At 58.9% G+C, this 1,381-nt stretch carries 1 protein-coding gene; it reads left to right on the forward strand.

Annotated elements, in window-relative coordinates:
* A partial coding sequence (locus JNC77_RS17540; protein WP_374834796.1) for a recombinase family protein occupies nucleotides 1-1,353 on the forward strand: 1,353 nt, incomplete at its 5' end.
* Between the last annotated feature and the right edge of the window lie 28 nt (nucleotides 1,354-1,381).

Genomic DNA, 1,381 nt, shown 5'->3' on the forward strand with positions numbered 1-1,381 from the left:
GGCGCAAGTATGATCCTGCGTCCCGGCATTCAGGCGCTCATTCAGGATGCGCAGGCAGGCCAGTTCGACGTTGTGCTCGCGGAGGCACTGGATCGCATCAGTCGCGACCAGGCTGACGTCGCCACCTTCTACAAGCACCTCAAATTTGCTGGCGTTCCGATTGTCACGCTGTCCGAGGGCGAGATCAGCGAATTGCATGTCGGCCTCAAGGGCACGATGAATGCGCTATTCCTGAAAGACCTTGCCGCAAAGACGCATCGTGGCATCCGTGGCCGCGTCGAAGAGGGCAAGTCAGGCGGCGGGCTCAGCTTCGGCTACAACGTTATCAAGCAGTTGGATTCCCGTGGCGACCCCATTCGTGGCGATCGTGAGATCAATGAAGCCGAGGCCAATGTCGTGCGACGGATTTTCCGCGAGTTTGCCGCCGGCGTCGGTCCGCGCACGATCGCCCGCACCTTGAACGAAGAAGGCGTGCCCGGACCGGCTGGCAAGCTCTGGAACGACACGACCATCCGAGGCCATGTAAAGCGCGGCACGGGACTGGTGAACAATGAACTCTATATCGGCCGTCTGATCTGGAACCGTCTCCGCTACATCAAAGATCCTTCAACAGGAAAGCGTGTCTCGCGGCTAAACCCTGTATCGGAATGGATCATCAAGGACGTTCCGGAACTGCGCATTGTAGATGACGAACTCTGGCAATCCGTCCGCGCTCGACAAGGTGAGATCGCCGAGAAATACATCATTGTCACAGAGGCCGTGCAAAAGCATCACAAGAAGAACCGTCTGAACGGCACACGTCGCCCGAAGTCCCTTCTGTCCGGCCTGGTGTTCTGTGGCTGCTGCGGAGGCCCCTACTCGCTTCGCGGCGCTGATCGGTTCGCCTGCTCGAACCACATCAGCAAGGGTGCCTGTTCAAACAGCCGCACGATCCTGCGTGAGGATCTGGAAGCCCGCGTGCTCTCCGGCCTGAAGGACCGCATGATGGCCCCCGAGATCGTCGAGGAGGCGATGCGCGCCTATGCCCAAGAGACAAACCGACTGAACCGGGAACGCCGCTCCAGCGGCGAAGCCTGGAAGGCTGAACTGGTAAAGATCGAGAAGCAGATCCGTGGCATCATCGAAGCGATCAAGGCCGGGATGTTCCACGAGAGCATGAAGGCTGAGATGGACATGCTGGAAGCACGCAAGACCGAACTGAACACCCTGCTGGCCGATGCGCCTCAGGACAAAGCGGACGTTCTGCCAAGCGCCTCGGCGATCTATGCAAAGAAAGTTTCTGCCCTGACCAAGGCGCTCAATCTCAAGGAAGAGCGAACAGGAAGCAGCGGAGACATTGCGTGGCCTAATTGAGAAGATTTCGCTCACACCGGGGCCAGAA

The sequence above is a fragment of the Paenochrobactrum pullorum genome (genome assembly GCF_041929845.1).
Classification (GTDB): Bacteria; Pseudomonadota; Alphaproteobacteria; order Rhizobiales; family Rhizobiaceae; genus Paenochrobactrum; species Paenochrobactrum pullorum.